The following is a 25,523-nucleotide window of genomic DNA, read 5'->3' as shown; positions in this document are numbered from 1 at the left end:
ACCGGCCGACGGCCGGTGACCGGCCCCCCGTGCGCCGGTCACCGGCCGACGTCGTCGGTCGGGTGGGTGGTCACTCCCCCGGCACGGCCACCCGGTCGAGGGTGTGGTCGCGGGCCTCGGCGTACCGCTGGCGGATGGCGGGGACGGGCTCCGCCGCGTACTCCTCGGTGTCCTTCGGTGCCCAGTCCGGTGGCGTCGCGCCACCCAGGGCGACCCAGGCGGCCTGGCGGGCCGCGCCGTCGGCGACGTACTCCCCGGGCGGGGGCACCACCACGGGACGGCCGAAGACCTGCGGTGCGATCCGGCGGACCGCCGCCGAGCGGGCCCCGCCGCCGACCAGGATCACCCGCTCGACCGTCGCGCCCTGGGCGACCAGCGCGTCGAGGCCGTCGGCCAGCGCGCAGAGCATCCCCTCCACCGCCGCCCGGGCCAGGTGCGCCGGGGTGGCGGTGCGCAGGGTGAGGCCGTGCACCGAGCCGGTGGCGGTGGGGCGGTCCGGGGTCCGCTCCCCCTCCAGGTAGGGCACCATGACCAGGCCGTCGGCCCCGGGTGGGGCGCTCAACGCCAGCTCGGACAGGGTGTCGAGGTCGACGCCGAGCAGCGTCGCCGCCGAGTCGAGCACCCGGGCCGCGTTGAGCGTGCAGACCAGCGGCAGGAACCGGCCGGTCGCGTCGGCGAACCCGGCCACCGCGCCACCGGCGTCGGCGGCCGGCGTGTCCGCCACCGCGAAGACCGTGCCCGAGGTGCCGATCGAGACGACCACGTCACCCGGACCGGCCCCGACACCCAACGCGGCGGCGGCATTGTCCCCGGTGCCGGGACCGAGCAGGATGTCCCCGCCCGGCGACGGCGCGGCCGGGGCACCGTCGGGCCGACCGGCGTCCCCGACCGACGCTGCCCGACCGCCGGCCAGCACGGCCGGGTCGAGCACGCCGGCCTGCTCGGCCGGGCCGAGCACCGTGGGCACCTCGACGACCCGGCCGAATGCCCGTTCCAGCAGGTCAGGGCGGTACTGCCCGGTCACCGGCGACCAGTAGCCGGTGCCGCTGGCGTCACCCCGGTCGGTGCGCAGCGCCGCCAGGTCGGGAGCACCCGCCAACCGCCAGGTCAGCCAGTCGTGCGGCAGGCAGACGGCGGCGACCCGGGCGGCCCGCTCCGGCTCGTGCCGGGCCAGCCAGCGCAGCTTGGTGGCGGTGAAGCTGGCCACCGGGACCAGCCCCACCGCGTCGGCCCAGAACCGGCGGCCGGTCTCCCCGCCGCCGGCCTCGGCGATCAGGTCCCGGGCCGCGTCGGCGGACCGGGTGTCGTTCCACAGCAGCGCCGGCCGGACGACCTCACCCGCCTCGTCCAGGCAGACCATGCCGTGCTGCTGGCCGGCGACCGACACGGCCGCCACGTCGGCCAGCCCGCCGGCCGCCTCGACGGCGGCCAGCAGGGCATCCCACCAGGCCCGTGGGTCGACCTCGGTGCCGTCCGGGTGCGGCGCGCGGCCCTCACGGACCAGCGCGCCGGTCTCCGCGTCCCGGATCACCACCTTGCAGGACTGGGTGGACGAGTCCACCCCGGCGACGAGCGGCATGCCGGGCCGCCTCAGCGCGCGCCGAGCAGGTGCTCGACGGCGAGCTGGTTGAGCCGGACGAAGGCGAAGCCCTTCGCCGCCGTCGCGTCCACGTCGAACTCCTCGAACGCGGACCGGTCGGCGAGCAGCCCGGCGTAGCCCTCACCGTCGCCCAGCGTCGGGCTGGCCAGCTCGCCGACCTTGCTGGCGGCGAGCGCCTCGACCACCTCCGGGTCGGCCCGGAACGCCGCCGCCCGCTCCTTGAGCAGCAGGTAGGTCGCCATGTTGGCCTCGGCCGACGCCCACACCCCGGCGATGTCCTCGGTGCGGGAGGGCTTGTAGTCGAAGTGACGCGGGCCGTCGTACGCCGGGCCACCGTTGGGGCCGCCGTTCTCCAGCAGGTCCACCAGGGCGAACGCGTTCATCAGGTCGCCGTGGCCGAAGACCAGGTCCTGGTCGTACTTGATGCCGCGCTGGCCGTTGAGGTCGAGGTGGAACAGCTTGCCCTGCCAGAGCGCCTGGGCGATGCCGTGGGCGTAGTTGAGGCCGGCCATCTGCTCGTGCCCGACCTCCGGGTTGAGGCCGACCATCTCGGGCCGGGCCAGCTCGGAGATGAACGCCAGGGCGTGCCCGACGGTGGGGAGCAGGATGTCGCCGCGCGGCTCGTTCGGCTTGGGCTCGATGGCGAACCGCAGGTCGTAGCCCTGGTCGACGACGTACTGGCAGAGCACGTCGACGGCCTCGCGGTAGCGGTCCAGCGCGGCCCGGATGTCCTTGGCGACGTCGTACTCGGAGCCTTCCCGGCCACCCCACATGACGAAGGTCTTGGCGCCCAGGTCGGCGGCGAGGTCGACGTTGCGCAGCACCTTGCGCAGCGCGTAGCGGCGGACGTCACGGTCGTTGCTGGTGAAGCCGCCGTCCTTGAACACCGGGTGGGTGAAGAGGTTGGTGGTGACCATCGGCACGACCAGGCCGGTCTCGTCGAGGGCCTTGCGGAACCGGGCGAGCTGCGCCTCCCGGGCGGCGTTGTCGGCGCCGAACGGGATCAGGTCGTCGTCGTGGAACGTGATGCCGTACGCGCCCAGCTCGGCGAGCCGGTGCACGGCCTCGACGGCGTCCAGCTCGGGGCGGGTGGCGTCGCCGAACGGGTCACGGGCCTGCCAGCCCACCGTCCAGAGCCCGAAGGAGAACTTGTCGGCGGGGGTGGGACGGGGTGCCATGGCAGACCTCCGGTGGGGATGATGGTGGCGGTGGGTGGGTGACCCGCAATTTGTTCAGTGGTTGAATTAAATGGCCGTGCTGTGGCACTGTCAAGGGGTGACCGAGACCCGGACCGTCGGCGCGGTCCGCCAGGGAAGCCTGCGCGAACTCAACCTCGCCGTGGTGCTGCGACGGATCGCCAGCACCGGCCGGCCGCCGTCGCGGGCCGAGATCGCCGCCGACACCGGCCTGACCCGGGCCACCGTGTCGGCCGTCGTCGACGACCTGATCGCCGGCCGGCTGGTCACCGAGGCCGACCCCGCGCCGCGCACCGGTGCCGGCCGCCCCGCCCGGGGACTGCTGCTCGGCGACACCGGGCCGGCGGGGCTCGGCCTGGAGGTCAACGTCGACTACCTCGCCGCCTGCGTGGTCGACCTCACCGGCGCCGTCCGGCACCACGAGGTGCGCCGGGTCGACCTGCGCCCGCTCTCCCCCGCCGACGCGCTCACCGACCTGGTCGCCCTGGCCCGTCGGGCGCGTACCGCCGCCGACGCCGCCGGGCTCGGCCTGGCCGGGGCGGCCCTGGCCGTGCCGGGGCTGGTCGACGCGCGCGGCCTGGTCCGGCTCGCCCCCAACCTCGGCTGGCGCGACGTCGACGTGCCGGCCCTGCTCGCCGACCATCCCGCCCTCACCGACCCGGTCGACGGGGTGCCGCCGCTGGTGGTGGAGAACGAGGCGAACCTCGCCGCGCTGGGCGAGCTGCACGCCCGCCCCGGCGGCCCGCAGAGCTTCCTGCACGTCTCCGGCGAGATCGGCATCGGCGCCGGGATCGTGCTCGACGGGGCGCTGTTCCGGGGCTCCCGGGGGTGGAGCGGCGAACTGGGCCACGTACCTGTCGACCCGGGCGGCCCCACCTGCCGCTGCGGCGCACGCGGCTGCCTGGAGACGTACGCCGGGCAGGAGGCCGTGCTGGCCGCGGCCGGGCTGGCCGGGGTGGACCTGCCGGCCGACACCGCCGCCCGCCGGCTGGCCGACCTGGCCTGCTCGGGCGACCCGGCCGCGCTCGACGCGCTGCACGCCGCCGGCACCGCGCTCGGGGTGGCCGTCTCCGGGGTGGTGAACCTGCTCGATCTGGACACCGTGGTGCTCGGCGGCGGATACGCGACCCTCGCGCAGTGGCTGTGCCCGCCGGTGCTGGCCGAACTCGACGCCCGGGTGCTCACCAGCGGGTGGTCCCCGGTGACCGTCCGTCCGGCGGCGCTCGGGGCCGAGTCCGCCGCCGTCGGCGGGGCCGGTGCGGTGGTACGCCGGATCATCGCCCGGCCGTCCGGCTGGCTCTCCCGCCCGGGATGACCCCCGGTTCCTCGCTGGCCGATCGTCGGCCCACCTCGGTACGCTTTACCTGAGGCAAGGATTTCCTACCGAGGAGAGCACTCCCAGCATGCGCAGAGGTCGACAGACCGACGCGCCCGGCGACCGGCGGTGACGACGACCCACCGGGGCGGGCACGCCGGCCCGGTGAGCGGGGGCGGACGGGTGTCCCGCGCACCGGCCCACCCGTCGCCGGACGGCCCGCTGCCGGCCGACCCGCAGCTCGCCCGGGAACTGCTCGACGGGCTCGCCGAGGCGGTGGTCACCACCGACCGGGCCGGGCGGGTCACCCTGGTCAACGCGATGGCCGGGCAGCTCCTGCCCGAGCTGGTCCCCGGCACCGACCTGACGTCGGGCACCGTGCCGGCGTTGGCCCGCGCGGTCACCGGGGACGCCGCGACGTTCGACGCCGAGCACCGGGGACGCCGGCTGCGCGGGGTCTGCCGCCCGCTGGCCGGCGGGGGCTGCGCCTGGTACGTGCGGGACGTCACCGACGAACACGCCCGCACCGACGCGTTGCTCGCCGAGCGGTCCCGCACCGCGTTCCTGGCCCGGGCCGGCAGCCGGCTCGGGCTCTCGCTGCACCGCGAGCAGACCCTCCGCAGCGCCGTCACCCTGCCCGTGCCCGACCTGGCCGACGCGGCACTGGTCGTGCACCGGCCCCCGCAACCCGGCGAGGACGTCCCGCACTGGCTGCGGTACGCCGACGGCGACCCCGCCCCGGTCGGTGGGGTCGCCGGCCCGGAGCTGACCGGCGCGGTCCCCGGGCTCGTCGAGGCGCTCAGCGGCGCGACCACCGACCCCAGCCCCTGGCTCGACGCCGAACTGGCCGACCTGGGCGCCGTCCTGCCGCCGGACTTCGGCCGTCCCGGCACCGTGCTGATCAGCCCGATGCCCAGCGCCGGCGGGCCGACCGGCGCGTTGATCCTGGTCCGGCGGGTCGGCCGGCCCGGCTTCGACCAGCGCGACATCGAGCTGGCCCGGGAGTTCGCCGCCCGCGCCGGCTCCGCGGTCGCCGCCGCCGAACTGTACGGCGAGCAGGCCCACCTGGCCCGGGTGCTCCAGCACAGCCTGCTCCCCCCGGAACTGCCCCAGGTGCCCGGCGTCACCCTCGCCGGCGGTTACCGTTCCGCCGGGGACAGCCTGCGCATCGGCGGCGACTTCTACGAGGTCTTCCGCACCGCCACCGGCGCCCTGTTCGCCCTCGGCGACGTCTGCGGCAAGGGGGTCGGCGCGGCCGTGCTCACCGGCCGGGTACGCCAGTCGTTGCAGACCCTGCGGCTGGTCGAGCAGCGTCCCCGGGAACTCGTCACCCTGCTCAACCGGGCGTTGTTCGACTCCCCGGACGCCGCCCGGCGCAGCCAGTTCACCACCCTGCTGCTGGGCACCACCGAACCGGGGGACGACGGCGGCCTGCGGGTCCGTATCGCCGGCGGCGGGCACCCGTCCCCACTGGTGGTACGCGCCGACGGCAGCATCGTCGAGGCCCGGGTGGGCGGGATGCCGATCGGTGCGTTCGCCTCGGCGACCTTCGTCGAGGTGGAGGTGCGCCTCGCCCCGGGTGAGCTGCTGCTGGCGTACACCGACGGGGTGACCGAGGCACGCGGCGGCGCGGCGGCCGTCGAGATGTTCGGCGAGCAGCGGCTACGGCAGGCGCTCGCCGCGGTGGCCGGCCTGCCGCCCGCCGCCGTGGTCGACTGGCTGCTCCAACTCGTCGACGAGTGGCTGGACGGGGAGAGCCACGACGACATCGCGCTGCTGGCCGTCCGCACGGCGGACCCGGCGTGAGCCGACCGACCGGGCCGGCCGCTACGGCTGCGGGCCCGCCGGCCGGGCCGGCCGTGGTGGGCCCGGAGGTCGTCGCGGCGTACCTCGACTGTCTGGACCGGGCCGACCTGCCCGCCGCCACCCGGATCGCGACCGGGTTGCTGGACGCCGGCTCGTCGGTGGCCGACGTCCTGGTGGACCTGGTCGCCGTGACCCAGCGCGAGGTGGGGCTGCGCTGGCTGACCGGCCGGTGGAGCGTCGCCCAGGAGCACGCCGCCACCCACGTCAGCGAGCAGGTGGTCGAGGCGGTCGCCGCCCGCAGCGGCCCCACGGGCGAGCGGGGGCACGTGGTGATGGCCTGCGTCGAGGGCGAGTGGCACGCGTTGGCCGCCCGGATCGTCGTCGAGGTGGTCCGCGCCGCCGGCTGGCGGGTCACCTTCCTCGGTGCCAGCGTGCCGGTCCGGCACCTGGTCTCCTACCTGCACCAGACCGGCCCGGACGCGGTACTGCTGAGCTGCGTGCAGCCGAGCCGGCTGATCCGGGCGGGGCGGATGATCGAGGCGTGCCGGGCGGCCGGGGTGCCGGTGGTGGCAGGTGGCCCGGGTTTCGGCCCGGACGGCCGCTGGGCCGCCGCCGTCGGCGCCGCCGCCTGGGGGGCGACCGCCCGGGACGCGGCCCGGCTGCTGGCCGGCCCGCTGTGCCCGGCACCGCACGCCGGTTCCGGGCCGGCGACCGGCACCGACGAGTGCGTCGCGGTGCTGCGCCGCCGCCGCGACCTCGTGCAGCTCGTGCTCCGCGAGGTGACCCCCGCGCCCGACCGGGTCGAGGAGGTCGCGGGCGCGGTCGCGCAGCTGGTCGACGCGCTGGCCGCGGCGATCCGGATCGGCGACCCGGGGCTGCTGGTCGAGTTCGTCCGCTGGCAGACGGAGCTGCCCGACGCCCGGGATGGCTCCCCACTGCTGGACACCACGCTCCGGGTGTGCGCCACCGCGCTGACCGAGCACCCCCGTGCCGGGGAGTACCTGCGTCGGGCCCGGACGCTGTTGACCACCAGCCCGTGACCGCCGGGTCAGGCCGAACGGGCCGCCGGGGTGCCGTCGCCGGGCCGGCTCCGCGGCGCGGACGGCGCGGACGGCGCGGACGGTAACTCGACCACCGGCCCGCCCTCCCTCTCCCGGGCCCGCGCCACCCGGTCGAACTCCACCAGCCCGCGCAGCAACGCCCCCCGGCCCTCCCCGCTCATCCCGGCCAGCACGGCGGCGAGCCGCTGCCGGCGGTCCCGGCGCAGCTCGGCCAGGAGGCGGGTCGCCTCCGGGGTCAGGTGCAGGGCGATCTCCCGCCGGTCCGACCGGCCCGGCTCCCGCTCCAGCATGCCGGCGGCGACCAGCCGGTCGCAGAGCCGGCTCGCCGAGGAGAGCAGCATGTTGAGCAGGGTGGCGAGCCGGCGCAGGTTGATCCCGTCGTGCCGTTCGACCACCATGACGGCACGTAACTGCGCGCTGGACAGCCGGCTGGTGGTGCTCTCCCGGGCCGCCTCCCACACGGAGAGCAGGGCCCCTGTCGCGGCGTCCAGCTCGGCGGCCATACTCACGTCTGGTCCGCTAGGACCGCTTTCTTCGGCCATGGTGGGCCCGAGACTACCCCCCGTACCAGGGGATCTGCGCTGTCAGGAGGCGTACATGACAAGCGGAGCCGAGTGCCGGGTCCGACGGGTGCTGACCGAGTCACCCGCGGACCTGCTGCTGGCACGGCTCGCCGACGAGCTGGGGCAGACGTACCGGATCACCGACGTGGAGCTGTTCCAGGTCGACTACCGGCTGTCGGTGCTGCTGCCGCTGGGCGGCGGCGACCCGCTGACCGGGCCCGGTCACCCGGCCTGGCGCTGCTACGACCACCAGCAGCCGGTGCTCGCCGACGGGATCGGCTGGTTCCCCGTCGGCATGCGGGGTGAGCGGCGCGGGGTGCTGCGGTTGACCCCGGTGCCCGACGACCGGACGGCGGTCGAGGAGCTGACCCGCATCGCCACCGCCCTGGGGCACGAGTTGGCCGCGGTCACCGCCGGCACCGACGTCTACCGGGCCTCCCGCCGGGCCCGCCGGCTCACCCTCGCCGCCGAGATGCAGTGGGAACTGCTGCCGGGGCGCAGCCGGGACCGGCCGTCGTTCCGCCTCGCCGGCCAGCTCGAACCGGCCTACGCGGTGCGCGGGGACAGCTTCGACTGGTCCGACGACGGCACCCGGCTGTGGCTGTCGGCCATCAACGGCACCGGTGAGGGGGTGGCCGCCTCGATGCTCACCGCGCTTGCCACCCACGCGTTGCGCAACGCGCGCCGGGGCGGACTGGCCCTCGCCGACCAGGTCGCCCTCGCCGACCAGGCGGTCTACGCCCTGCACCGGGGCGAACAGCACCTGTCCGCCCTGGTGATGGAGCTGGATCTGGCCACCGGGGTGCTGACGGCGGTGGACGCCGGGTCGCCCCGGCTGGTGCTGCTGCGCGACGGGGAGGTCAGCGAGCAGGTGCTCGACAAGCAGTTCCCGCTGGGCATGTTCGAGGGCACCGACTACCGGCACCAGAGCTTCGAGCTGCGCCGTGGCGACCGGCTGTTCGTGCTCAGCGACGGCGTGATCGACGCGACCGGGCAGCACGTCCGGTACGGCGAGACGGCGCTGGACCGTTTCCTGCGGCGTACCGGACCGATGACGCCGCTGGACGCGGTCCGCTCGCTCATCGGCGACCTGCGCGCCTTCGTCGCCGGTGATCTGGTCGACGACGCGGTGGTGGTCTGCCTGGACTGGACCGGCCCGCAGGAGTGAGACCGGCGGGCCCGGCGCGTACGGCGCCGGGCCCGGCGGTCAGTACGCTCCGCGCCCGCGCAGCACCGCGCCGAAGGTCTTCCACAGGATGGTCAGGTCGGCGGCGAGCGACCAGTTCTCCACGTAGTAAAGGTCCAGCCGGATGCCGTCCTCCCAGCTCAGGTCGGACCGGCCGCTGACCTGCCAGAGGCCGGTCATGCCCGGCTTGACCAGCAGGCGGCGGGCCACGTCGCCGTCGTAGCGGGCCACCTCGGACGGCAGCGGCGGGCGCGGGCCGACCAGGCTCATCTGGCCGAGCAGCACGTTGACCAGCTGAGGCAGTTCGTCGAGCGACCACTTGCGCAGCAGCCGCCCGATCCGGGTGACCCGCGGGTCGTCGCGCATCTTGAACATCAGGCCGTTGGTCTCGTTACGGGCGACCAGCTCGGCCAGCATCGCGTCGGCGTTGACCACCATGGTGCGGAACTTCAACACCCCGAACTCCCGGCCGCCCTGCCCGACCCGGGTCTGCCGGAACAGCACCGGCCCCCGGCTGTCCAGCCGGACGGCCAGCGCGATCAGCGCCACCAGGGGCAGCAGCAGCGCCAGCGCCACCGCTGCGGCGGACCGGTCGACGAACTCCTTGACCAGCTTGCGGGCCCCCCGGAACTCCGGTGCCTCGACGTGGATCAGCGGCAGGCCGGCCACCGGGCGGGTGTGGATGCGTGGGCCGGCGACGTCGGTGAGGGCGGGGGCGACGACCAGGTCGATCCCGGTGCCCTCCAGCTGCCAGCCCAGCCGGCGCAGCCGGGTCGCGGTCAGCTCGCCGGACGCGGTGACCGCGACGGTGTCCGCGCCGATCGCGGCGGCGGCCTCGGGGATGCCCCGCAGGGAACCCACCACCGGCACGTCGCTGAGCCGCTGCGGTACGGGTGCGAGCAGCGCGTCGGGGATGCACGCGCCGACCACGTGGTAGCCGGCGTACGGCTCCCGGCGCAGGGTGTGCACCAGCTCCAGCACGTGCGCGGTGTCCCCGACGACGAGGACCCGGCGGGACCAGCCGTCGCCCCGGCAGCGGGCCCGGTGCAGTGCCTTGCGGGCGGCGAACCGGGTGGCCACCAGCCCGACGGTGCCGACGGCGAAGGAGATGCCGAGGAAGCCCCGGGACACCCCGGCGTCGAAGATGTAGCCGGCGATCGCGACCCCGCCGGCCAGTCGCAGGCTCGCCCCGCTGACCCGCCGGTACTCGTCCGCACCGTAGCCGAGCACCCGGTCGTCGTAGCAGCGCAGCGCCTTGAGCGAGACCAGCCAGACCAGCACCAGGGCCGGCGCGACCAGCACGTACGGGATCTCCGAGCCGCGTGGCACGGCATCACCGAAGCGGGTGGCGTAGCCGGCGAGGACCGCCAGCGACAGCACAGCGGTGTCCAGCACCACGAGCGTCCGGACGTAGCCCCGCTGACTGGTCCGGGATCGAGTACCCGCCGATCGGCCACCGGGCGCCGACGGCGGGGTACGGACGGGCGTGGACAGCGTCGCCGAGGTCACCCAACCTCCCCCACATCACACTGGTCGGCTCCGAGCCCGGTGCTCACCTCTGGAGGGGGTGGCCGGCCGGAGCGCTCCCGACATCCTGCCCCACAATGATGCTCACCTATTGCTTCGGACGCATTACTGTCAGTTTTCTTTCGCCGCCGAGACGGAGGAATCCCACCACCGCAACCGATTCTCACCGAATGCAGTGGCCCCTGTGCACTGTGCGAGGGCTCAGCGCGGTGCGTTCGGGCGCAACGCGATGGCCTTCAGGAAGATGTCACCGATCTTGGACGGGTCCTCGGTGACGAAGGCGCCGCCACCGGTGACGTTGGTGATGGACTGGAGTTCGGCCTTGGAGACCTCGCTGCCGATGCCGATGATGACCACCTGCACCGGGCGCTCCGGGTCGTTGAGCTGCTTGAGCCGGCTGATCAGCGAGCTCTGCGAAATACCGTTCTTGTCCTCGTTCTTACCGTCGGTGAACAGCACCACCGAGTTGACCCGGCCGGGCTCCCACCCGTCCTGGACGTTCTTGTACGCCGCCAGCATGGTGTCGTACAGGCCGGTGTCGCCGCTGGACGGGCGGATACCGGCGAGCCCCTGCTCCAGCTTGCCCCGGTTGCCGGACAGCGGGTTGATCGGCTCGATCTCCCGCCAGTCCCGCGAGCCGACCAGCTCGGTGGAGAAGGTCCACAGCCCGATCGACCAGGAGTCGTCGAACAGGTTCAGGCCCCGGCTGGCCGCCGCCACGGTCACCTGTTCCCGGCTGGCGTTGTTGGCCGACGGGACGGGGGTCTTCATCGAACCGGAGACGTCGATGACGCAGAGCATCCGCCCGGACTGGGTGGCGATCGACCAGCCGGAGACCGCACGGTCTATGGCCACCGGGTCCAGGCCACCGGCGGCGGTCCCGCCGGACGGGGGCACGGCGGTACCGCCGCCGGCCGGGCTCGGCGCGCCCTGCGGTGCCTTGAAGCCGTCGCCCCAGTTGCCGTCCGGGGCCCGCAGCGACTGCACGGCCAGCCGGTTCTTGAAGCTCTGCGTGGTGAGCAGTTCGAAGAGCACCTTCGCCGCCGACGCCTTGCTCTGGTCGATCCCCGGGAGCACCGCGTACGGGTAGTCCAGCGGCATCGGCGACGGCTCCAGGTAGAGCGCGGCCAGCGGGATCGGCGGCTTGGTGTTGTTGTAGGCGATGACGTCCTCCTCCGACAGCGCGGCGGCGCCGAGCGCGCTGGCGATGGAGGTCGGGTCGTTGGAGCGCGGGAACCGGGCCAGCAGGTCCTGCCGCAGCGCCGAGCGGCCGGTGGCCAGCGCCCGCAGGGCGGCCGTGGTCGCCTGCTGGGCGTCGCCGCCCCCGCCGCTGGCCGCGGCGGTCAGGGAGAGCAGGCCGGAGAGCCCGGCGGCGTCCTGGGTCGGCTCGACGATGCCGGCCCGCAGCGGCTTGTCGCTGCGGACGGCACGCAGCATGTCGTTCCAGGTGAGCTTCTTCTCCGGCCAGCCGAACTTGGTGCTGGCCACCGGCTGCGGCATGGCCACCACGATGGGGCTGCGGGCGATCGAGGCGCCGTTGCCGGGGGCGAACGCGGTGGCGCCGCCGCTCTTGAGGCGCAGCAGCCAGGTCGACGAGTCCGGAATCCACACGTCGGGCGTGACCGCGGTGCCGCTGGCCTGCCCCACCCCGGCGAGGCTGGCCCCGTGCTTGCTGGCCACCGCGGCGGCCACCTCCACCGGTTCGGAGGCGGTGACGTTCACCTTGATGCAGGTGCCACCGACCGCCGCCCCGTCCGTCGTCCACTGGGCCGCCGCCGCCTCGACGGCCGGCGCGACCTCGGGCGCGGCGGCCACCGCGAGCTGGATCTCCCCTGAGCAGGACGGTCCGGCCAACTGCTGGTAACCGACCCAGGAGCCGCCGACCACGACGACGAGTGCGGTCGCCGCCACGGCGGCGCCCGCTCCACGGATACTTGAACGCATGCGATGGCGGCCAGACACGCTGACCATCTTGCGTATCTCGTTCGCTTTCTGCCATGACCGTTCGGACGAAAGTTACGCAGGAGAAACAGTTGATCACTATTTCGACACCGTGAGTAACTAAATCGTCTCGTGACGTGGCACCCCTCCACCCCGGACGGACGTACGTCAGGGCAGTACGCAGGTCGGACTCCCGGTGGGCACCGGCTCGCCCACCGGCGACGGCACGCCCGACTCGGGGTCGACCCAAAACACCCGGACCATGTCGGCCCGCTCGTCGGCGACATACAGGTGCCGGCCGGAGAACGCGAAGTGCCGGGGCCACTCCCCGCCGGTGTCGACCTCGTCGACCAGCCGGGGCAGCTCCCCGTCGAGGGCGAAGACCGCCACCGTGCCGACCCCCCGGTTGCCCAGGTAGAGGAACCGGCCGTCCGGGCCGACCGTGATCTCCGACGGCTGGACGTGACCGGACCGGCCGCTGGCGTCCACCCGGCCGAGCTGGTGCAGCGCCCCGTCGACGGTCAGCTCGTAGGCGGTCACCGTCGCGTCCAGCTCACCGGAGAGCCAGCAGCGCCGCCCGTCGGGATGCCGGGCCAGGTGCCGGGGGCCGGTGCCCGCGACCGTGTGCACCCGGGGTGCGCGCGGGGTCAGCCGGCCGGTGGCGGCGTCCAGGTCGTACCGGTAGACCGAGTCGGTGCCCAGGTCGACGGCGAGCAGCGGGCCGGTGCCGGGATCGGGCGACACCATGTGGCAGTGCGCCTGCTCCTGCCGCTGCGGGTCCGGGCCGTGCCCCTGGTGGACCACCAGATCGGTACGGTCCCCGGGCACCCCCTGCCCGTCCAGCGGCAGGACGGCGACGCTGCCCCCGCCGTAGTTGGCGACGAAGAGGTGCCCGCCGTCCGGGGCGACCGCCAGGTGCGCCGGCTCGGCACCACCGGTCGACCGGACCCCCAGCGGGGTCAGCCCGCCGTCGGGACCGACCGCGAAGGCGCTCACCTGGCCCTCGGGCAGCTCGTTGACCGCGTAGAGCACCGGCAGGGACGGGTGCCGGACGAGGAAGGACGGCGCCGGGGTCACCGCGACCGTGCCGAGCGGGGTCAGCCTCCCCGACTCCGGGTCCCGCCGGGCGGCGACGATGCCCTCCCCGCGCCCGCCCGTCTCCGCCGTGTAACCGCCGATGTGGACGATCGTTCCCGTCACCGGACCACCCCTTCGCCGAAATCCCGCCGTCGCTGCCCAGGCTTCCCGCAATCACCCGCCGCCATCCCCGGTTTCCCGGGTTTCCCACCCCGGCGGGGCGCGGGGCCGGTCAGCCTACCGGGACCGGTTCGCCGCGCTGCCGGGCCACGTGCTCGACCAGCGAGATCAGCACCAGCTTGCCGGACTGCCGGTCCCGGGCATCGCAGAGCATCACCGGCACCTCCGGTTCGATGTCCAACGCCTGTCGCACCGCGTCGACGCCGAACCGGCGGGTGTCCTCGAAACAGTTGACCCCCACCACGAACGGGATACCGCGCTGCTCGAAGTAGTCGATCGACGGGAAACAGTCGGCCAGCCGGCGGGTGTCGGCCAGCACCACCGCGCCGAGCGCGCCGAAGGCCAACTCGTCCCAGAGGAACCAGAACCGGTCCTGCCCGGGGGTGCCGAACAGATAGACCTGGAGATCGTCGGTGATGGTGATCCGGCCGAAGTCCATCGCCACGGTGGTGGTCGACTTGCCCTCCACCCCGGACAGGTCGTCGGTGCCGATGCCGGCGTCGGTCAGCACCTCCTCGGTCTGCAACGGCCGGACCTCGCTGAGCGCGCTCACCAGCGTCGTCTTGCCGGCGCCGAAGCCACCGGCAATGAGGATCTTGAGAGCCAGCGGCAGCCGGCCCGCTGAGGAGTCGCGATCAGAGCGCACGTAGTCCACTGACCACCGCCTTGAGGATGTCGTCGTCGGGAAGGCCGGCGGCGGCCGGCGGTTCGTGCACGGTGACCAGCCCACGGGCGAGCAGGTCACCGAGGAGTACCTGGACCACCCCGAGGGCGAGATCCAGGTCGGCCGCGAGATCCACCACCGCCACCGGCTGCCGGGCGTACTCCACCAGCCGACGGTGCTCGGGTTGCAGCCCCGGCTGGCCGTACGGGTCGACACCCGCTGCGGCCAGCACATACGCCACCAGGTCGAAGCCGCCGACGGCGGGCCGCACCCGGCCACCGGTGAGGGTGTACGGGCGCACCACCGGACCGGCCGCGCCGTCCAGCCACTCGTGCTGGTGACCCGGCTGCTCAGCCCGCATCGGCGATCCCCGCCGCCGCCCTGGCCGGCGCGGTCAGGTTCTCGCCGACCCGGACGACCAGCATCGCCATCTCGTAGGCCACCAGGCCGATGTCGGCGTCCGCCGCGCAGGCCACCGCCAGGCAGGCACCCTGCCCGGCGGCGGTGACGAAGAGGTACGCCTCCTCCATCTCCACCACCGTCTGCCGGACGCCACCGGCGGCCAACTGCCGGCTGGCCCCCTTGGCCAGGCTGGAGAAGCCCGAGGCCAGCGCGCAGAGGTGTTCGGCATCGGACCGCTCCAGCCCGGCGGACGCACCGAGCAGCAGGCCGTCGGCGGAGAGGACCACCGCCTGCTGGGCCGCCGGCACCCGCTCCACCAGTTCGTCGAGCAACCAGCCGAGATCGGCGTTCTGCCGTGTCGTGTGCACCACTAGGCGTCCCTCTCAGTCGCGGTCGAATCGGGCGTCGCCACCGGGCCGGCCGGCGACGGGGATGCCCCGGCGTCGGACCGCCCCGGGTCGCCGCCCGCGGTCGGGGCGGGCCCGGCCGGCGCGACCGGGTGGACGCCGCTGCTGTCCAGCCGCCCCCGGGCGGTGCCGGCCTGCAGGGCCGACATCTGCCGCCGCACCTCCTCGGGAGAGCGGGTGGTGGTCGGGTCGGGGCCGGCCGTCGGGCGCGGGGGGCGGGCCACCGGACCCCGGCGACGGACCCGGCGGGGCAGACCGTCGCCGTCGGCGGCCTCCACGGCCGAGGTACGGGCCGGCGCGAACGGCAGCACCGTCTGGTCCGGCCGTTCCCGGGTGGTCCGGGTGGTCCGCGGTCGGGGCAGGGTGGTCAGCCGGGTCACCGACGCCGCCGGGCGGTCCCGGGTCGGCGGGGCGATCGGCGGCTCCTCGGTGATCAGGTCGGCCGGGAGGCTCACCAGCGCGGTGAGCCCGACCGGCGTCCCGGCCCGCAGGGTGACCCGCACGCCGTGCCGGGCGGCCAGCCGGGAGACCACGAACAGGCCGAGCCGGGCGCTGTCGGCCGGGTCGAACTCGGGCGGGCTGGCCAGCCGCTTGTTGGCGTCCTCGACCGCCTGCGGCGTCATCCCGAGCCCGTGGTCGGTGATCTCGACGAGGTAGCCGTCGACGGCCGGTGCTCCGGCCACCTCGACCCGACGCTCGGGCGGGGAGAAGGCGGTCGCGTTCTCGATCAGCTCGGCGAGCAGGTGGATGACGTCGGCGACGGCCCGGCCGAGCAGCCCGGCCGGCTCGACCCGGCTGATGTCCACCCGGTCGTACGCCTCAACCTCGGAGATCGCGCCACGCAGCACGTCCAGCAGGGCGACCGGCTGCCGCCAACCCCGGCCCGGCGCCGCCCCGGCCAGGATGACCAGGTCCTCGGCGTGCCGACGCAGCCGGGTCGCCAGGTGGTCGACGCGGAACAGCTCGGCCAGCTCGTCCGGGTCCTCGGCGCGGCGCTCCATCCGGTCGAGCACGGCGAGCTGCCGGTGCACCAGGCCCTGGCTGCGCCGGGCGAGGTTGAGGAAGACCTCGTTCAACCCCCGACGCAGCGTCACCTCGTCGATCGCCGAGCGCACCGCCACCCGGGAGACCTCGGTGAACGCCCGGCCGACATCGCCGATCTCGTCGGCACCGTAGGACAGCGGCGGGGCCTCCCGGGCCACGTCGACCTGCTCGCCCCGGCGCAGCCGGGCCACCACGTCGGGCAGCCGGTGCCCGGCCAGTTCCAGCGCCGCGTTGCGCACGGCGGACAACCTGCGGGCCAGCGTCCGCCCGACCCGGAAGGCGACCAGCAGCGACACCCCGATCGCGACGAGGCCCAGCACCCCGGCGACGCCGAGGCGCAGCAGGATCGTGACGGCGACCGGCACGGACCGTTCGGCCAGCCCGTCGGCCTGGCTGAGTTCGAAGTCGCGCAGCTCCTGCTGGACGGCCTCCTGGCTGACCTGCCAGGTACGCGGGTCGATCGGCGGGAGGCCGGACGGCCCCGCGCTGAGCAGCTGCTCCTGCATGGTGCGGAGCCGGACGAACACCTCCCCCTCCACCAGCCGCTGGTAGGCGGCCCGGTCGGCGGCCGGCAGGTCGGCCACCGCCGACTCGGCGAGGAACCGTTCGTTGGCGATGGTCTGCACCAGCCGCAGGTGCTCGCCCTCGGTGAACCGGCCGGCGACGAACGCCCCGGCGAGGATCGCGTCGGTCTGGCCGAGCAGTTCGCGGGAGCGACCGACCGCGGTCAGGGCGAGCGCCTGACGGTTCAACTCGGCGTCGGGCAGCGCCGCCGTCGCGGCGAACGCCTGGAAGGCCGAGGAGATCATGCCGCTGTACAGGCCGATGGCGCCGGCCCGGTCGACCTGCCGGCGGTCGATGAACCCCCGGCCGGCAGGCAACGCCTCCAGGGCGGCGCCGAGCGCGTCGAGCCGGGCGTTGAGCAGGTCACCGGCGGCGTCCCGCAGCGCGTCGCCGTCCATCCTCCGGCGCAGCTCGACGATCGCCTCGTCGGTGCGTCGCCGCTGGTCGGCGAGGGCGGGCAGGGTGCCGGTGCCGGCCAGTTGGATCACCGAGGCCCGCCGCTCCCGTTGCAGCTCGGCCACGACCCGTTCGCCGGGACGGCCGAAGTCCGCGAGCAGGGTCCGGGCGGCGAGCAGGTCGAGCGCCGGCCCGAAGGTCAACGTCGTGGCGAAGATCCAGAGCGCCAGGAGGGCGGCCACCGGGGTGACGACCAGGGCGGTCAGCTTGGCGCGGATCGGCCAGTCGCGGGTGTCCATGAGTCCTCGCCCGGGCGGGAGTGTCGGCGGTGGCGCCGGCACCGACCGGGCGGTTCCGGCATCGATGCCGGGCACCGGCACGGCACCTTGGGCAGGATACGTAATCCTGACGCTCAGCACTACCGTGCGTCTTGCGGCGTTACCGCTGCGTCGCCGCCCCACCGCCCGCCGGGCCGCCCCTGGCCGACCGGCATCCGACCAGGCCGTAACCGGGTTGATCAGGCATCGGCTCCGGCCGGCGGGCACCCGCGCCGACTCCCCGCCGGCCGGCGGGACCGATGGAAAAATGTGATCGGATTTCCACCCGATCGGGCCCGGACGCACGCCGTGGCCGCTTCGTCCCGGTCAGGATCGGCATGTGCGGAGGAAATTCGCCGGATCGGGATTGGTGATCAGTGTGGGGAGGGAATACCGCAGGGCGAAGGAGGAGCCATGTCGCCCACGCAGATAGTCCTACTGGTTCTCGCCGTACTGGTGGTGGCGGCGCTGGTCGCCGTGGCCGTGGTGGCCAACCGCCGACGCGCCCTGCGGTCCCGGTTCGGCCCCGAGTACGACCGGGTGGTCGCGGAGCAGGACAGCCGCGGTGCCGCCGAACGGGAGCTGCGCGAGCGGGAGCGTCGCCACGCGGAGTTGACGCTCACCCCGCTCAGCCCGACCGACCGGGCCCGGTACGCCGCCGCCTGGGAGGAACTCCAGGTCCGCTTCGTCGACTCGCCGGCCGAGGCCGTCGGTGACGCCGACGAGCTGGTCAGCCGCCTGATCGCCGACCGGGGCTACCCGACCGGGGAGTTCGCCGAGCAGGCCGCGCACCTGTCGGTGGAGCATGCCCGCACCCTGACCCACTACCGGGAGGCGCACGAGATCCGGCTGCGCAACGAGCGTGGCGAGGCCGGCACCGAGGATCTCCGGCAGGCCGTCGTCCACTACCGCGCCCTCGTCGCCGACCTGCTCGGCGAGGAGCCGGTCGGGCACCGCCTCCCGGAGCAGCAGCACCCGGACAGCCCGCAGGACGCCACCACCCGCTGAGGAGAACCGCCATGCGCCAGGACGAGCAGCAGTCGACCACCGACCACCCCGAGGTCGTCAGGTCCACCCCGGTGGCGGTGCCGCCGCCGGACGCGGTGGACGCCGACCCCGTCGGCCGGCACGCCACGGCCCGCGACGACCGGGACCGCGACGGCGTCGACGACCGGGACGCCATCGACCACGACGACGACGGCACCGACGGTGACGGCTTCGACGACCGGGACGGCTTCGACAACCACGACGGCTACCACGGCCCGCGGAACGACGACGGGTTGCCCCTCACCCGCCCGCGCTCCGGTGACGACGCCGACCTGGCGACCGACCGGGAGACGCCGGCCGGTAGCGACCCGGACGGGGACCGGCGGCCGGAGTTCCACGAGCCCGCGCCGCTGCCCACCGCCTTCGGGGCGACCAGTGTGGGCGACGCGGTGGCCGCGTCGGCGCTGGCCGGCGGACGACCGCAGGACGAGCGGGACGCCCGGGACGAGGACCTCGCCGTGCCCGGTGACGGGGCGCCGGGGCGGACCGGGCCCTTCGACGACGAGCGGGCCGACCCGACCGCGGCGGACCGCATCCACGACCGGGACCGCTGGTCGGCCGACCGCGCCGCCGACGACGACATCGACACCGGGGACGTCAACGCCACCGGTCCGGACCGGGACACCGACCGGCCGGCACCGGTGACCGACGCCGCCGGCTACGGCAGCGCCACCCCGGCGATGGTCGACCCGGACGCGACGCCCGACGGTGACGGGTCGACGGCGGCCGGCGTCGGCGCGGCCGGTGCCGCCGCTGCGGTGGCCGGTGCCGCCGACCGGTCGACGGGCGCGAACGTGCCCAGCGACGCCGCGACCCTGTTCGAGGCGGACGCCGCGCAGGGCTTCCGGGACCGGTGGCGCGACGTGCAGCTCCGGTTCGTCGACGACCCCCGGGATGCGGCCGGCGAGGCGCAGTCGCTCGTCGAGGAGGCGATCGCGGCGCTCTCCGAGGCGCTCGCCGCGCAGAAGGAGAAGCTGGGCGGCTGGCAGGGTGCCGACGAGGCCGACACCGAACAGCTCCGGGTGGCCGTCCGGCGGTACCGCGACTTCCTGGACCGCGTGCTGGGCCGCTGAACCGCCACCGAACCGCCGGGCGGACGGCTCCGGCACCGCACCGGACGGCCCAGCGCCGGTGCTCCACCTTTATCGACGCCCCGGCCGGGACACTCCCGGCCGGGGCGTCGACGGTCCGCCCGCCGAATCAACCCGGACGTCCGGCATGAAAGCCCGCAGGAGGGGTAATAGCGCGCCCGGCGAGCGTGGACGGCGCATCGAAGGGTGGCGGACGATGGACGGTGCCGGGCTCAGACTGAACATGAACGTGCTGGATTACGGAATCCTCGCGCTCTACTTCGTCACCGTGCTCGGGGTCGGTTTCGCCGCCCGCCGGGCGATCCGCACCAGCGTCGACTTCTTCCTCTCCGGGCGTTCGCTGCCCGCCTGGGTGACCGGCCTGGCCTTCGTCTCGGCCAACCTGGGCGCCCTGGAGATCATCGGGATGGCCGCCAACGGCGCGCAGTACGGCATCATGACCGTCCACTACTACTGGATCGGCGCCGTCCCGGCGATGATCTTCCTGGGCATCGTGATGATGCCGTTCTACTACGGCTCCCGGGTGCGCAGCGTCCCGGAGTACCTGCGGCTGCGGTTCAACCGCCCGACCCACCTGCTGAACGCGATCAGCTTCGCGGTCGCCCAGGTGCTGATCGCCGGGGTCAACCTGTACGCGCTGGCGCTGATCATGCAGGCGCTGCTCGGCTGGCCGCTCTGGCTGGCGATCGTCGTCGGCGCGGCGATCGTGCTGGCCTACATCACCGTCGGCGGGCTCTCCGGCGCGATCTACAACGAGGTGCTCCAGTTCTTCGTCATCATCGCCGGGCTGGTGCCGATCACCGTCATCGGCCTGGTCAAGGTGGGCGGCTGGTCCGGCCTGATGGACTCGGTGCGCGACACGAAGCTGGGCGAGGCCGGGCTGCACGCCTGGGAGGGCACCGGCAGCACCGCGAACCCGCTCGGCGCGCACTGGCTGGGCATCGTGTTCGGGCTCGGTTTCGTGCTCTCCTTCGGCTACTGGACCACCAACTTCGCCGAGGTGCAGCGGGCCCTGTCGGCCAAGAACATGAGCGCCGCCCGGCGTACGCCGATCATCGCCGCGTACCCGAAGCTGGTCATCCCGGCGGTGACCGTGATCCCGGGCCTGATCGCGCTGGTCACCGTCAAGGGGCTGGGGGCCGAGTCCGGTGACCTGGTCTACAACAACGCGATTCCGCTGCTGATGCGCGACCTGCTGCCCAACGGGGTGCTCGGGATCGCGGTCACCGGCCTGGTCGCCTCGTTCATGGCCGGCATGGCGGCCAACGTCAGCGGCTTCAACACCGTCTTCACCTACGACATCTGGCAGGCGTACGTCCGCAAGGAACGGTCCGACGAGTACTACATCCGGATCGGGCGGATCGCCACCGTGGGCGGGGTCGTGGTGGGCATCGGCACCGCGTTCATCGCCGCCGGGTTCAGCAACATCATGAACTACATCCAGGCGCTGTTCTCCCTGTTCAACGCCCCGCTGTTCGCCACCTTCATCATCGGCATGTTCTGGAAGCGGATGAGCGCGCTCGCCGGTTTCTGGTCGCTGCTGGCGGGCACCCTGGCCGCGCTGGCGACCTACCTGCTCTACAAGGCCGGCGTGGTGCGCTTCAACTCCGACCTGGAGGAGAGCTTCTGGGGCGCGGGCATCGCCTTCGTCACGGTCGCCGTGGTCGCGGCGGTGGTCACCCCGCTGACCCGCCCCAAGCGGGCCGAGGAGTTGCAGGGTCTGGTCTACGGGATGGGTGGGATCGACCTGAAGGGCGACGTGCTCGCCGGGGACCAGGTCTGGTGGCGGTCGCCGGTGCTGCTCGGCGCGATCGCGCTGGTGCTGGCCGTGCTCTTCTACATCCCGGTCTTCTGAGCCCGGTCCGTCACGAGAGGGAGGCGCAGGCGTGGACCAGCACAGCGAACGCGCGAACGACCCGCAGGTCGCCGAGACCGAGAACGAACGCAAGCGGTCCGCCGCCGCCCGGCTGTTCGACATCCGCCGGGTCATCGGTGGTCTCTTCGTGGTGTACGGGGTGATCGTCGGCCTGGTCGGTCTCTTCGACTCGGCTGCCGAGATCGACAAGGCGCAGGGCGTCCGGATCAACCTCTGGGCCGGGCTGGCGATGCTGGCCTTCGGGCTGTTCATGCTGGCCTGGCAGTGGCTGCGCCCGGTGGTGCCGCCCAGCGCCGAGGAGGCCCGGGAGGTTTGATCCGCCCGGCATGGGGTCGCCCGGAGGGGGTACCCGGGACGCGGGAAGCGTCTGGGACAGGAGGGCGGCACCATGACCGACCGTGACCCGAACCGACCGCTGGAGGAGCGCCCGGAGGTGGCCGCCGCGGTGGACGACGACTCCACCGTGCCGCGGTTCTCCCGGGGCGGCGCCGGTCCCGCCGACCCGGCGTTCGTCGCGCCGGGTGACCAGCCCGGTGGTACGACCGAGGAGCTGATCGGTGACCCGTACGCCGCCGGGACCGGAGCCACCGGTACCGGCACCGGGGCCGGTGGGGACAACATCCGTACCGGGGCGGAGCAGCCCTGGGAACCGGAGGATCTGGTCATGGCGCGCGGGCAGGACCTGACCCCGGAGAACCTGGAGCGGGCCCGGCGTGACCTGGCCGAGATGGGTCGGGCCGCGGTGGAACGTACCGTCCCCTGAGGCCGGCGCGACAGCGGCCCGGCACACGGGTGGGCCCCCCGCCCCCCCACACGGGGGGGCCCGGGTGCGCCCGCCGCGTCAGTGCCTCACTCCAGCCGCGGCGGGCTGGTTCGTCAGAGCGCCGGGTAGGCGTTCTTCATGAGCTCCTGGAACTGGGCGGAGAACCAGGCGCCGGAGATCGGAGCGTTGGGCAGCGCGCCGCTCATGCTGTTGCCGTTGCGGGCGTTACCGGTGTAGGTCGGGTCGCACATCCGGTCGAAGCCCTTGCCCTCGTTGTTCGGGATGAGGGAGCTGGAGCCGTCGGACTCACCCGGGGGCTTCACCCAGACGTAGGCGTCGATGCCCGGCTCGGGGTTGGCCTTCGGCCGCTCGCCGAGACCCGCACCGGCCTGGTTGCACCAGTTGCCGGCGTGCAGACGACGGTCGATGCGACCACCGTTGACGTAGGTGTCGACGCTGGTCGTCGCGCCCGGGCCGGTGGGCCGGGCGGTGCCGCCCCAGCCGTTACGGGAGGTGTCGATCAGCATGCCGATGTTGCTGTTGAAGCCGACCGAGACCAGCTTGTCGCGGAACGCCTGGGCGAACGACAGCTCGTCGACGTAGTAGTTCCAGTCGATCCACTTGGACTGGCGGACGGTCTGGCCGTTCACCGAGTCGGTGATCTTGATGTACGGCTCCTTCAGGGCGGAGTAGTTCGCCGTGTTGGTGATGAAGCCGTGCACGTTGTTCACGGTGCTGCCGGAGGCGACGGCGGCGGTCTTCAGGATGTCGGCGGTCGGGCCGAAGTTGGTGTCCCAGCCCAGCCAGCCGTGGTGGCCGGCGTCGATGTAGTTGTAGACGTTGCCGATCGCGCCCAGCTTGGCCAGGGCGTAGCCGACACCGTTGACGTACGCGCCGTTGGCCTTCACCACGTCACACTGCACCGTGCCACCGGCGTTGCCGGAGGTGTTGGTGACCAGGTTCGGCAGCGAGTCGATCTCGATGATGTTGATGATCCGCAGGCTGGCGTACTTGGCGTCCCGCTGGATCGCGGCGATCGGGTCGATGTACTCCGACTTGTAGCGCGGCAGCTCATCGGCGGCCAGCTCACCGTTGGAGGCGAGCGCGGAGCAGTCCCGGCCGGGCAGGTTGTAGATCACGAACTGGATGTAGCCGGCGCCCTGGGCGAGCGCGGCGTCCAGGTGGTCCTTGACGCCCATCGCGCCGTTGGAGCTGCTGTCCGGGGTGCCGTTGATCGCGGCGATCCGGTCCAGCCACACGGCGGTCGGGTTGTTGGAGACCCGGCTGCCACCGGCCTCGGCGTCCGCCTTGGCCTTCCACTCCGGGTTCACGTAGCCCTTGACCCCGGCGTAGGGGTTGTCCACCTTCTGCCCCGGCGGGGGCGTGGTGGGCGGAGGCGTGGTGGGCGGCGGGGTGGTGGGCGGAGGCGTGGTGGGCGGCGGGGTGGTCGGCGGAGGCGAGGTGGGCGGCGGGGTGGTGGGCGTGGTGCCACCGTTGCAGACCACACCGTTCAGGGTGAACGAGGTCGGCTTGGGGTTGCTGCCGCTCCACGAGCCGTTGAAGCCGAGGGTGGTGCTGCCGCCGCGACCCAGCGAGCCGTTGTAGGACTCGTTGGTGGCGGTCACGTTCTGGCCGCTCTGGGACCACTTGGCCGACCAGCCCTGGGTCACTCGCTGGCTGCTGTTGGGGAAGGTGAAGCCGAGGGTCCAGTTGCTGATCGGGTCACCCACGTTGCGGATGGTGACGTTCGCGGTGAAGCCACCGGACCAGTCGTTGGTGGTGTAGTCGATGCTGCACTGGGTGGCGGCCTGCGCCGCGGTGACCGGGAGGGTCACCAGCCCGCCCGCGACCAGCACGCTCGCCCCGGTGAGGGCGAACGCCCGGCGTCGGGCGGACAGACTTCTCCACAGATTCATGCCTTTTGCACTCCTTGGGCGAGACCGGCACCACGAGGGGACCGGCAAGTGGCGCGTGAGCGTCCTGGGGTACGGACGAGCCCGGCGCCAACGGGACATCTCGGGGGGTTGCCCGACCCGGAGGACGGGCATGGTGGTGGTGAGCTTCACCGGCCCGCACGGACCGGTCGGCGGCGATGTCGTCCGGTGCACCGGTTGCCCTCGACCTCTGCCGTGCGCGGTGTGGCTCCCCGAACCGCGTGCAGCGATTCTTGCATGGGAGCGCTTCCATGGCAATGGCTCGATACTTCGCGGCAACCTGGCCGCAACGCCCGGACCGGCATCCGGGCCGCTACGAGCCTATCTCCGCCCAGCCCGGCCGGCAGCGCCCCGACCGCGCAGCCGGGTGGTAACACCGACACAAGCGGCCCAGGGGGCGTAAGGCGCGCATCATCGGTAAAGCCGAAAACACGAATCTTTCCCCGAATAAGTCATGAAACCGTCTAACGTCGGTCATAGCTCGACTGTCGTCGGGCTCAGGACAACAGGGGATGGAGTGACGCAGGTCATGGCTAACAAGATGCTCGGGAAGGTTGTCGCGGGTGCCGCTCTCGGTGGCGCGTCCCTTCTGGTGTTCACGCCGGGGATCGCGTTCGCGGACGGTCACCACGACGGCGAGAGCCGGGACGGCAAGGTCATCGCCAAGCCGCATGTCGTCAAGCCCGGCGACAAGGTCAAGCTCATCGAGATCTGCCCGGAGGCGCAGGAACACGCCTTCGTCTGGTCCAAGGTCACCGGCAAGGTCAAACTCAAGCCCGCCGAGGGCCGCGGCGAGGAACACGGCGGCTGGAAGGACGACGAGGGCAGGGGCGAGGACCACGGCAAGGGCGAAGAGGGCAAGGGCGACGAGCACGGCAAGCCCGAGGAGGGCAAGGGCGAGGACCACGGCAAGGGTCCCGACGACAACGGCCCCAAGCCGCAGCCCCCGGCCGAGGGTGGACAGCCCCCGGCGGACGGCGGTCAGCCCCCGGCGGGCGGCCAGGGCGGTGGCTTCATGGCCGCCGACCAGGGCCCGGACCACGGCGGCAAGCCCGACGAGGGCAAGGGCGACGAGCACGGCAAGCCTGACGAGGGCAAGGGCGAGGAACACGGCAAGCCCGGCGAGGAGTCCGGCGAGCACGGCAAGCCCGGCTGGGACGAGGAGTCCGACGAGGGCGACTGGCAGGGCCACGAGGGCTACGGCCAGGACGACGAGTCCGGCTACGGCCACGACGAGGAGTCCGGTTACGGCAAGGACGAGGGCGGCTGGGAGCACAAGAAGGACTTCGTCTACTACGGCGAGGCCGAGGTGTCCCGGGACGCCCGTCCGGGCCGGTACGAGCTGAACGGCTCGTGCGGCGAGGGCGAACTGGTCGTCCTGCCGAAGGGCCACGTCGACGGCGGTGACGGTGGGATGACCACCACCGGTGCCGACCGGGGCATGGTCGCCGGCGGGGCCGGCATGATCGGCGCGGCCGCCCTCGGCGGCATCGTGCTGATGCGCCGGCGTCGGGCCGATGAGCTCGGCTGACCCGACGGCGACACGGGCCGGCGGCCGTCACGGGA

The 25,523-nt window shown here is 73.7% G+C and carries 21 protein-coding genes; 10 read left to right on the top strand and 11 right to left on the bottom strand.

Annotation, left to right across the window (positions count from 1 at the left end):
- Positions 1-70: 70 nt before the first annotated feature.
- Complete coding sequence (locus tag ACOJTC_RS22870; RefSeq protein ID WP_420118421.1) at positions 71-1,579, bottom strand: xylulokinase; 1,509 nt, start codon at positions 1,577-1,579, stop codon at positions 71-73.
- Between the two features lie 11 nt (positions 1,580-1,590).
- Complete coding sequence (xylA, locus tag ACOJTC_RS22865) at positions 1,591-2,778, bottom strand: xylose isomerase (protein ID WP_357927966.1); 1,188 nt, start codon at positions 2,776-2,778, stop codon at positions 1,591-1,593.
- Positions 2,779-2,848: 70 nt separating this feature from the next.
- Between xylA and ACOJTC_RS22860 the strand changes: the two genes are divergently transcribed.
- The 3 genes from ACOJTC_RS22860 to ACOJTC_RS22850 all read left to right on the top strand — a co-directional run bounded on the left by ACOJTC_RS22860 (position 2,849) and on the right by ACOJTC_RS22850 (position 6,957).
- Positions 2,849-4,111, top strand: coding sequence for an ROK family protein (locus ACOJTC_RS22860; protein ID WP_420118420.1), 1,263 nt, complete (start codon positions 2,849-2,851; stop codon positions 4,109-4,111).
- Positions 4,112-4,240: 129 nt separating this feature from the next.
- The gene (locus ACOJTC_RS22855) at positions 4,241-5,917 is read left to right on the top strand and encodes a SpoIIE family protein phosphatase (protein WP_420118419.1); all 1,677 of its coding nucleotides are present in this window, start codon (positions 4,241-4,243) and stop codon (positions 5,915-5,917) included.
- The gene (locus ACOJTC_RS22850; RefSeq protein WP_420118418.1) at positions 5,914-6,957 is read left to right on the top strand and encodes a cobalamin B12-binding domain-containing protein; all 1,044 of its coding nucleotides are present in this window, start codon (positions 5,914-5,916) and stop codon (positions 6,955-6,957) included. Before ACOJTC_RS22855 ends, ACOJTC_RS22850 begins: the two co-directional genes overlap by 4 nt.
- Positions 6,958-6,965: 8 nt before the next feature.
- Here ACOJTC_RS22850 and ACOJTC_RS22845 read toward each other — a convergent pair whose 3' ends face one another.
- Positions 6,966-7,481, bottom strand: coding sequence for a MarR family transcriptional regulator (locus ACOJTC_RS22845; protein ID WP_420118422.1), 516 nt, complete (start codon positions 7,479-7,481; stop codon positions 6,966-6,968).
- Positions 7,482-7,575: 94 nt separating this feature from the next.
- On the opposite strand from ACOJTC_RS22845, the gene ACOJTC_RS22840 reads away from it, so the two are divergent.
- Entirely contained in the window at positions 7,576-8,709 is a 1,134-nt protein-coding gene (locus ACOJTC_RS22840; protein ID WP_420118417.1) for a PP2C family protein-serine/threonine phosphatase, read from the top strand.
- A 39-nt stretch (positions 8,710-8,748) separates the two neighbouring features.
- Here ACOJTC_RS22840 and ACOJTC_RS22835 read toward each other — a convergent pair whose 3' ends face one another.
- The 7 genes from ACOJTC_RS22835 to ACOJTC_RS22805 form a co-directional block, all read right to left on the bottom strand.
- Positions 8,749-10,236: a sugar transferase gene (locus ACOJTC_RS22835; RefSeq protein WP_204928106.1), complete on the bottom strand. Its 1,488-nt coding sequence runs from the start codon at positions 10,234-10,236 to the stop codon at positions 8,749-8,751.
- 219 nt (positions 10,237-10,455) lie between these two features.
- The gene (locus ACOJTC_RS22830; RefSeq protein ID WP_204928107.1) at positions 10,456-12,198 is read right to left on the bottom strand and encodes a substrate-binding domain-containing protein; all 1,743 of its coding nucleotides are present in this window, start codon (positions 12,196-12,198) and stop codon (positions 10,456-10,458) included.
- A 165-nt stretch (positions 12,199-12,363) separates the two neighbouring features.
- On the bottom strand, positions 12,364-13,395 hold the full coding sequence (locus ACOJTC_RS22825) for a lactonase family protein (RefSeq protein ID WP_420118416.1): 1,032 nt from the start codon (positions 13,393-13,395) through the stop codon (positions 12,364-12,366).
- A 109-nt stretch (positions 13,396-13,504) separates the two neighbouring features.
- Positions 13,505-14,107 carry a GTP-binding protein gene (locus tag ACOJTC_RS22820; RefSeq protein ID WP_145921422.1) on the bottom strand — a complete coding sequence of 201 codons (603 nt, stop codon included), beginning with the start codon at positions 14,105-14,107 and terminating at the stop codon, positions 13,505-13,507.
- A complete protein-coding gene (locus tag ACOJTC_RS22815; RefSeq protein ID WP_204928109.1) occupies positions 14,088-14,477 on the bottom strand; it encodes a DUF742 domain-containing protein in 390 nt (129 codons plus the stop codon). Before ACOJTC_RS22815 ends, ACOJTC_RS22820 begins: the two co-directional genes overlap by 20 nt.
- Positions 14,467-14,889, bottom strand: coding sequence for a roadblock/LC7 domain-containing protein (locus ACOJTC_RS22810; RefSeq protein ID WP_204928110.1), 423 nt, complete (start codon positions 14,887-14,889; stop codon positions 14,467-14,469). The genes ACOJTC_RS22815 and ACOJTC_RS22810 overlap by 11 nt, the downstream gene beginning before the upstream one ends.
- Positions 14,889-17,228: a nitrate- and nitrite sensing domain-containing protein gene (locus ACOJTC_RS22805; RefSeq protein WP_420118415.1), complete on the bottom strand. Its 2,340-nt coding sequence runs from the start codon at positions 17,226-17,228 to the stop codon at positions 14,889-14,891. The genes ACOJTC_RS22810 and ACOJTC_RS22805 overlap by 1 nt, the downstream gene beginning before the upstream one ends.
- A gap of 432 nt (positions 17,229-17,660) precedes the next feature.
- On the opposite strand from ACOJTC_RS22805, the gene ACOJTC_RS22800 reads away from it, so the two are divergent.
- From ACOJTC_RS22800 to ACOJTC_RS22780, 5 genes are all read left to right on the top strand, one after another.
- Complete coding sequence (locus ACOJTC_RS22800) at positions 17,661-18,254, top strand: hypothetical protein (RefSeq protein ID WP_420118414.1); 594 nt, start codon at positions 17,661-17,663, stop codon at positions 18,252-18,254.
- Between the two features lie 11 nt (positions 18,255-18,265).
- Positions 18,266-19,366 (top strand): hypothetical protein, encoded by a 1,101-nt coding sequence (locus ACOJTC_RS22795; protein ID WP_420118413.1) that lies wholly within the window; start codon positions 18,266-18,268, stop codon positions 19,364-19,366.
- A gap of 214 nt (positions 19,367-19,580) precedes the next feature.
- Positions 19,581-21,239 carry a sodium:solute symporter family protein gene (locus ACOJTC_RS22790; protein ID WP_420118412.1) on the top strand — a complete coding sequence of 553 codons (1,659 nt, stop codon included), beginning with the start codon at positions 19,581-19,583 and terminating at the stop codon, positions 21,237-21,239.
- A 31-nt stretch (positions 21,240-21,270) separates the two neighbouring features.
- Positions 21,271-21,576, top strand: a complete 306-nt coding sequence (locus ACOJTC_RS22785) for a hypothetical protein (RefSeq protein ID WP_145921429.1) — start codon at positions 21,271-21,273, stop codon at positions 21,574-21,576.
- Between the two features lie 72 nt (positions 21,577-21,648).
- Complete coding sequence (locus ACOJTC_RS22780; RefSeq protein ID WP_204928115.1) at positions 21,649-22,023, top strand: hypothetical protein; 375 nt, start codon at positions 21,649-21,651, stop codon at positions 22,021-22,023.
- Between the two features lie 113 nt (positions 22,024-22,136).
- Here the strand turns inward: ACOJTC_RS22780 and ACOJTC_RS22775 are convergent, their stop codons facing one another.
- Positions 22,137-23,939, bottom strand: coding sequence for a glycoside hydrolase family 6 protein (locus ACOJTC_RS22775; RefSeq protein WP_420118411.1), 1,803 nt, complete (start codon positions 23,937-23,939; stop codon positions 22,137-22,139).
- A 547-nt stretch (positions 23,940-24,486) separates the two neighbouring features.
- Between ACOJTC_RS22775 and ACOJTC_RS22770 the strand changes: the two genes are divergently transcribed.
- Positions 24,487-25,488 (top strand): hypothetical protein, encoded by a 1,002-nt coding sequence (locus ACOJTC_RS22770; protein ID WP_420118410.1) that lies wholly within the window; start codon positions 24,487-24,489, stop codon positions 25,486-25,488.
- Positions 25,489-25,523: the final 35 nt, after the last annotated feature.

Source organism: Micromonospora sp. (assembly GCF_048594385.1).
Lineage (GTDB): Bacteria > Actinomycetota > Actinomycetes > Mycobacteriales > Micromonosporaceae > Micromonospora > Micromonospora wenchangensis.
This window is presented reverse-complemented; position numbering and strand designations above follow the sequence as displayed.